This window comes from Mesorhizobium sp. M7A.F.Ca.US.002.01.1.1, assembly GCF_004022955.1.
Lineage (GTDB): Bacteria > Pseudomonadota > Alphaproteobacteria > Rhizobiales > Rhizobiaceae > Mesorhizobium > Mesorhizobium ciceri.
The window spans coordinates 1-6,651 of the sequence record NZ_RZQE01000329.1 but is presented as its reverse complement, the minus strand read 5'-3'; the positions used below and the strand labels follow the sequence as shown (position 1 = coordinate 6,651).

The window sequence follows — 6,651 nt, the reverse complement described above, 5'->3', positions numbered from 1 at the left end:
CGTCTACGCCGCGCGCGAATATGCCGGCTTCGTCGACAAGGAGCAACCGAGCGGCTTCCCCTACTGGTCCTATATCGGCCGCTTCTGGCAGGACTACGCCATGGTCATCCGCGCCAGCGCTCCCTACAAGTTCAACTACGCCAACCACCAGATGCTGGTCATCATCGGCACCAGCCACTCGATCGAGCATATCCTGCAGTGGGCCTATGAGAACACGGTCGGCCGCATCACCGAGGCGACGACGGCCAAGCGCACCGCCGCCGACATTTATCAGGCCAAGGTGGCGGCGGACTATGCCGCGTTTCTCGACCAGGTGCCGTGGTATCAGTTCCCCTATGCCGACAAGCGCGCCGGCCTGTTTGCCGTGCAGTCGGCGCCGGGCGACAGCTCGATCCGCACCAGCGAACGCAAGCTGGCGTTCGGCCTCGCCGACACCATCAAGCAGGGCTATGCCGACCTGATCAAAAAGGCCCTCGCCGCCACAATGGACCCCGCCTTGCTCGACATCCATGTCTGGGCCAAGGGACCCGTCGGCGAAGCCACGCGCAACGAGCCCGACACCTTGCTCGAACGCGACATGGGCGCTGACGGCACGATCTTCGTCACCAGGCGCTATCAGGTCTTCACCGAAATGATCCCGCGGCTGATCGACAAGGGCGTGTCCTTCGTCGAGTTCGGCGGCAATGACGAGATCATGGTCACGGTGCTCTCCACCGATACGATCGCCGTTCCCGAAGGCATGCGCATCCTGTTCAGCTATCCGCTGCCGGCCGATCAATCCACGCGCCGCACCGGCATGGTCGTCGCCGTGCGTAAGCTGCATCTCGTGCTGCCGGCGCTGATCAAGTCCGGCGCCAGGCTCGAACACGTCTACGATTACTGAGGCCTTTCGGTCACGCCCGGCCAAGATTAGGCATTTCCTGGCCTCCGCCACGCCCATTCCACAATCGCGGCCAAATCCCGCCTTGTTCGCGCGCGAAGGAATGGGAAGAAATGGAAGGGCTGCCGGGGGGCATCTCGAAGGGACAAGACCGTGATCAAGACCGCCCTTGTCGCCATGACCATTGTCGGCTGCGACTGCGACGCCAAGCTTTGCGAATATATCGGCGAGACGCCGGCCAAATGGTCGACCGTCGCCGAGTGCGAAGCCGCGATGAAGAGCCAGATGCTGCACGAGCGCAATTTCAACTATCCGCTCGTCTCCGGCATTTGCCGCACGAAGGGTTCGTCGTCCTCCTCGCAACTGGCCGCGACCGCATCCCGCCCGGAACTGAAGCCCGCCAGCCGCGTCGTCAGAACCGAAAGCCCGCTGCCGCCGGAACTCAGCCACCGGCCGAGCGTCTCGGTCGGTTCGCCGACGACCGCCATGGAAGCCGACGCCGCCCGGCCCGTTGCCTATGAACAGGTGGTCGATGGCGGAACCGGTGTGCTCTATCGCACCAAGAGCGGCTACGCCGTGGTCAAGACCGATCTCGGCCGCGCCGCCTTGGCAACCGCCGACGCCGCGAAGCGCTCTGTGAACTGGCTGGCTGGCCTGATGCCGAAGGGGCTGTAGGCCCGCTGGCGTCTCGGTTCGACGACCGCGTGATCAGGCAGGCACATAGGTCAACCTGATCACGTCGTCGCCAATCAAATCGCTGGCCACAAAGCGAAGCGGCGGCCGGGGGCCGGCGAAGAATGGCTTGCCATGACCAAGCACGAACGGATGGAGGTAGAGTTGGTACGCATCGACAAGACCAAGGTCGGTCAGGCTTCGCGCCAGGCCTGGTCCAGAAACTGAAATCTCCCCGACGAGCTCAGCCTTAAGCCCGCGTATCACCGCCTCGACGTCATCCGCGACAAGTGTTGCGTTAGGGCCGGCCGACTTCAGAGAGCGCGACACAACCCACTTCGGTTGGCTCCGCCACGCCGCCGCAAATTCATGCGCCTCCGCGCTCCACTCAGCATGGTCTTCGTCCCAATAGCGCATGACCTCGTACATGCCGCGACCGTACACACTGCCGCTCAGATTGCGCACTTGCTCTATCCAGTGACGAAAGATCGTCGGGCCCGACGGCATTTTCTGGTGGTCGACATAGCCGTCGAGTGACTGGTTCATTCTGAAAATGAGCTTCGCCATGCTGCAGGATCTCCAACCCAGGGTCTTCAGAATAACTTGAGCCGCCGTTACGCAAAACCCCAGCCGAAATCCAAACTGAGACACGATCCTAGTCCGGCCTGAACCTGACTTTCAGGCTCTGCCAGAACTTGTCGACAAGCGGCTTTTCGGTCGCTGCATCCTCGCCGGCAATGCGGGTGATGAACAGCAGCCCCCGATCGGCCAGGCCGAAGCCGACGATCTCGAAATCGGCGGTGTCGGTGCGTGTCTTCACCTCGGCCCGGATCCCGGTCAATTCCTTGCCGTCGGCGAGTTTGCGCGTGGTCGGCCCCTGCGTCAGCTTGGCGCCGGCCTGCACCGATTCCCTGGTCATCTCCTGCAGCATCAATTGGTTGAGCGACACCGGATTCATGGCGCCATACTCCTGCACGACGACAATCGTGCCCAGCGCCGAGGCCATCAGATACTGCGTGATGTCATCGCCGAGATCGGTCTTGGTCACCGAAATGCCGCTGGGGTGGACGAAGGAAAAATCGCTGCCGGAAAAGGTAGCGAAGTCGTTGCGCGCGAGCGTCACCTTGCTCTGCTTGCCGCCGGGCAGCGTCACATCGGCGCTCTCGCCGGGATCGATATCGACCGTCACGCCGTCGATGGTCAGCTTGAAGGCCTTGAGATCCTCGCCTCCGGCCGGTCCGGCGCACAGCGCGATGAGGGTGAGTGCCGCCGCCGATACCATCCGCATGGCTGTTCTCCTGCTTCTTACGACACCCCGCTCAGCGCCTTGATGGCACGGTAGAAGGTCGAGGAAAACAGTTCCGTTGGGTCATACTGCCGCTTCGCCGCCAGGAAGGCCGGCAGTTCGGGATAGGAGGCCAGCAATTCCCTGGCCGTATAATGCAGCTGGTAAGGCAGGAAGAAGCGCCCGCCATGCTTGATCGTCACGTCGATCAGCGCCCGCGTCAGCGCCCGCATCCTGGCATTGCCGTCGGCATCGGTCGGCTGGTTGACGTAGAGCACCAGCGAATAGGCCGGCTCCGGCGCGTAGGTCAGCGCCACATCCTCCCTGTGGACGATGCGCACCGAAGCATTGAGCACCGGCAGCGTCTGGTTGCGCAGGATCTCGCGCGCTTCCGCGATGAATTCGACATAGGCGGCACGCGGAATAAAATATTCGTGCAGGATGTCGGTCTCTTCCATCTGATCGTTGAACAGATAGGGCACCGAATCGTGCATCGGGTTGTTGCGGGTGACGAGACAGGCCTCGCCCTCGGCCATGGCCGAGGTGCGCGCCACCGTGCAGCTTTCGAATTTCGGCTCCAGTGTCTTTTCGGTGAACCACTTCAATTCCTGGAACAGGCTGCCCCATTTCGCCAGGTTGATGATCACCCGCTTCAACCCGACCGATCCCGGTTCGCCGATCTCGGGCTGATCGGCCGGCGGCCGCTCGGCCACCTTGTCGTAACGGTAGACGATCATGTCCTCGAGGAAATTGCCGGGCGCCGTCGACAGATGGCCGTAGAACAGGCCGATATCCTTGTTCGGCTCCAGCACCTTGGCGAAGAATTCCGGAAAATCGTCCGATTTGATGATTTCGCGCGAGGTGCGGTAGACGGCGTTGTCGACGATATCGAGCGTCGCCTCCAGCACCACGCCGAACAGGCCGTAACCGCCGACGACGTGGCGGAACAGGTCGGTGTTCTCGATGGGCGAGCAGGTCGTCACCGAACCGTCGGCCAGCATCACCCGCATCGAGCGGATCGAGCCCGCCACCGAACCCGCCTGGTGGTCCATGCCATGCGCATTGACCGACAGCGAACCGCCGACCGAGAAGATGTCGGTCGACTGCATCGCCTTCACCGCGAAGTGCGGATGCAGAAGGTTCTGGATGTCGTGCCAGCGCGCGCCCGGCTGCAAGGTCATGGTCTTGGCCGCCGCATCGACGGTGACCCTGTTGAACTTTCTGAGGTCGAGCACCAGCGCGTTGTCGTCGAAGGCATGCCCGCCCATGGAATGGCGGATGGCGGCCAGCGATATTTTCAGCCCATTGGCACGCGCGAAGGCCAGGGCCTTGGCGATGTGCTCGTCCCCGCTGACCTCGACCACGCCGTAGACCGGCGTCATCGACAGGCCGCTGGCATCGTTGATGTCACCACCCTTTGCCGACCAGGGCAGTGACGCATCGAAGGCCGGCGCATTGTCCAGCGGCTTCAGAGGCAGCGCGAAGCCGTCTATATCGGCTATCCGTCCTGCGTTCTTCGGCCCCGAAGGTCCGCGTGCCAGCCGCGCCACCGTGTTGCCGCCCCACAGCACCGCGCCGCCGACGACGGCCGCACCCAGCAGCAATCGCCGCGACAGGCGAAACCCTTTTTGCTCGTCGGCCATGACTATCCCCCGCTGGCCAAGGGATAGCGCGGCTCTTTGGCAAAAACCATAGCGGCGCCGCCGGGACGGCGTTTTGCCTGGCGTCGAGGGTGGAGGGCACGAAATGGCCGGTCCCCTGAGGACCGGCCAGAATGGAACAGGGCCTGAAATTGCGTCAGCAGGCTTGCCGACGAACGACGCTGACGCCTTACGAGGCCTTCTTGATCGACGTCACGATGCCGGTCTTGTCATCGACGGTCACCGCCACCTTGGCGCCGACCTTCAGTTTCCCGATCGTCGCTTCGGGCGACAGCTGGTAGATCTTGCCGTCGTCGAGGGTGATCGACTTGGTCGTCGGATCGACGGCCTGAATGGTGCCCTGAACGGTCGCGGCATAAGCGGTGCCGAGGAAGGCGAGCAGAGCAGCGGTGGTTGCGAGGGTCTTCTTCATTGGTAAGCACTCCGTGCTGTTTCACTTTTCCGGACCGCCGCCTTGGGAAACGACAGCACCGGACGGCCTGAAACTGGACGGAAAGCGCACCCTCCGCAAATCACATTGGGTGAATTTTCGCAAACAATATCATAGGCTTAATTCCGACACATTATCTGCGACCTAGATCATTTCAGGCCGCTTCGGCTCCCCCAATGAACGCACTTCTGTCCGCGAAAAGAGTCACTTGGCCGATTGTGACGGGCGGCTTTCGATCACCACGCAGCCGCCGCAATCCATCTCGGGCGGCATCACGAAACAGAGCGCTGACCGATCGTCGATACACATTTTGTTTCGCGGATCAGTTCAAAAACCGCCACGCCAACGCTGATCAAACTCGCGCTACGGTTGCAAACCGACGTCGAATGCGGGATGGTGTCGACCGTTGACATGAAGGGGGGCCTTCCATGAAGCTTGCAGTCCGGACTGCGATGTCCCTGATGCTGGCGTTTGCTCCAGGATTGGCCGGCGCACAAGCCACGGATCCGGGCGACGACAAAACAATTATCTTCACTCCCGGCGACCCAGAGATGGCAGCGGCGACCGCGCAGGCGCTCGCCAGCCTGGACGACTTCCTGGCACTGTCCGAGGCGCCTCCCGCCGACACAGAGAGGTTCAAATTGAAGGTCAAGGTACGGGACGGCAACGTCACCGAACACTTCTGGGTCATACCGTTCCGCCGCACCGAAACCGGATTTGTCGGCATATTGGCAAACCAGCCGGAGGAAGTGCACAACGTCGTCCTCGGCCAGAACATAGAATTCACCAGGGACGATATTTCCGACTGGGGATACACACGCGGCGGACGTCAGGTCGGCAGCTTCACCGTGTGCGTCATGTTCAACAAAATGTCGAAAGAAGAGGCGGACTACATGCGTGACAAATACGGCTTCGAGTGCTGAAAGCGCAGCCCGATCAACCCGCTTCGTCCTTCGCGCCGATCTTGCGCACAAGTGCCGCCGTCGCCAGCATCGCGCCCATGTCCGATATCATCGGCGCGACATGCCTGCTGTAGTCGAGCGGCACCGAAATATCCGGCAGCTCGAAGAAGTTCTTCGTCTGCGGCAACAGTAGGAAACCATCGCTGCCGTTGAGCGCGACGCGGGCTGGGTCGTCCGGCCAGGTTTCGCCAAGCCATTTCAGCGCCTGCGCCAGCCGGCCGCTCACCAATGGCTGTGCCGCCCCGAGATTGTCGGTGCGGAACTCGTAGGCGGCATCGAGCAAAGCATCGCCGCTGGACAGCTCTTGCAGCTTGCTGGCAAATATGCCGCGAAAGAAGCTGATCACCGCGTTGGTCCGCCGCGTCGCCACCAATATGCCGGGAAACGGCGCGATGGTCTCGAAAGCGACGATGACGCCCTGGAAGGCGGTCGAGGAGCCCTTGCCCGACCCTTCCCGCAGATGCGCCTCGTACAGTTCGAACGGAAACCCCTCATAGCGGCCCGCCACGATGTCGTCGAACGCCTGCCGGTTGAACGGACCAACCGCCGTGCGCGGCAACCGGTCGAAGGAATTCGGCGTCACGCCATGCTGGTAGCGCATGTCGGCGATGAAGCCGAATATGATCGGCAGCAGCGTCTCGCGGAACGATTGCTGCAGCCGCGTCGCCGGTTTCCTGGCCTGGAAATAGAGCAGGATCGAAGCCGCGAAGCCGATCACATAGAGAAATACATGCGGCGTCGAGACCCATTGCTCGTTGGGG

General features: G+C 62.2%; 8 protein-coding genes. 3 read left to right on the top strand and 5 right to left on the bottom strand.

Features of this window, described 5'->3' with window-relative positions; all coding sequences use genetic code 11:
* Both EN932_RS25350 and EN932_RS25345 read left to right on the top strand, forming a co-directional pair.
* Positions 1–883: hypothetical protein (locus tag EN932_RS25350; protein WP_128369146.1), on the top strand; the 883-nt coding region annotated here is incomplete at its 5' end.
* A gap of 150 nt (positions 884–1,033) precedes the next feature.
* Positions 1,034–1,555, top strand: a complete 522-nt coding sequence (locus EN932_RS25345) for a hypothetical protein (RefSeq protein ID WP_127384774.1) — start codon at positions 1,034–1,036, stop codon at positions 1,553–1,555.
* A gap of 33 nt (positions 1,556–1,588) precedes the next feature.
* On the opposite strand, the gene EN932_RS25340 is transcribed toward EN932_RS25345, so the two are convergent.
* The 4 genes from EN932_RS25340 to EN932_RS25325 form a co-directional block, all read right to left on the bottom strand.
* Entirely contained in the window at positions 1,589–2,119 is a 531-nt protein-coding gene (locus EN932_RS25340) for a dihydrofolate reductase family protein (RefSeq protein WP_127384775.1), read from the bottom strand.
* 88 nt (positions 2,120–2,207) lie between these two features.
* Entirely contained in the window at positions 2,208–2,840 is a 633-nt protein-coding gene (locus EN932_RS25335) for a hypothetical protein (RefSeq protein ID WP_127370028.1), read from the bottom strand.
* Positions 2,841–2,857: 17 nt separating this feature from the next.
* Complete coding sequence (locus tag EN932_RS25330) at positions 2,858–4,480, bottom strand: FAD-binding oxidoreductase (protein ID WP_127370029.1); 1,623 nt, start codon at positions 4,478–4,480, stop codon at positions 2,858–2,860.
* A gap of 187 nt (positions 4,481–4,667) precedes the next feature.
* On the bottom strand, positions 4,668–4,910 hold the full coding sequence (locus EN932_RS25325; protein WP_013530037.1) for a DUF1344 domain-containing protein: 243 nt from the start codon (positions 4,908–4,910) through the stop codon (positions 4,668–4,670).
* Between the two features lie 446 nt (positions 4,911–5,356).
* On the opposite strand from EN932_RS25325, the gene EN932_RS25320 reads away from it, so the two are divergent.
* Positions 5,357–5,851: a DUF2314 domain-containing protein gene (locus tag EN932_RS25320; protein ID WP_127369748.1), complete on the top strand. Its 495-nt coding sequence runs from the start codon at positions 5,357–5,359 to the stop codon at positions 5,849–5,851.
* 13 nt (positions 5,852–5,864) lie between these two features.
* Here EN932_RS25320 and EN932_RS25315 read toward each other — a convergent pair.
* A partial coding sequence (locus tag EN932_RS25315) for a DUF3137 domain-containing protein (RefSeq protein ID WP_128369145.1) occupies positions 5,865–6,651 on the bottom strand: 787 nt, incomplete at its 5' end.

What these genes read in the sequence shown, in the direction of transcription:
- EN932_RS25340 (WP_127384775.1), bottom strand. Translation starts at nt 2,119, where the DNA reads ATGGCGAAGCTCATTTTCAGAATGAACCAGTCACTCGACGGCTATGTC.
- EN932_RS25335 (WP_127370028.1), bottom strand. Translation starts at nt 2,840, where the DNA reads ATGCGGATGGTATCGGCGGCGGCACTCACCCTCATCGCGCTGTGCGCC.
- EN932_RS25330 (WP_127370029.1), bottom strand. Translation starts at nt 4,480, where the DNA reads ATGGCCGACGAGCAAAAAGGGTTTCGCCTGTCGCGGCGATTGCTGCTG.
- EN932_RS25325 (WP_013530037.1), bottom strand. Translation starts at nt 4,910, where the DNA reads ATGAAGAAGACCCTCGCAACCACCGCTGCTCTGCTCGCCTTCCTCGGC.
- EN932_RS25320 (WP_127369748.1), top strand. Translation starts at nt 5,357, where the DNA reads ATGAAGCTTGCAGTCCGGACTGCGATGTCCCTGATGCTGGCGTTTGCT.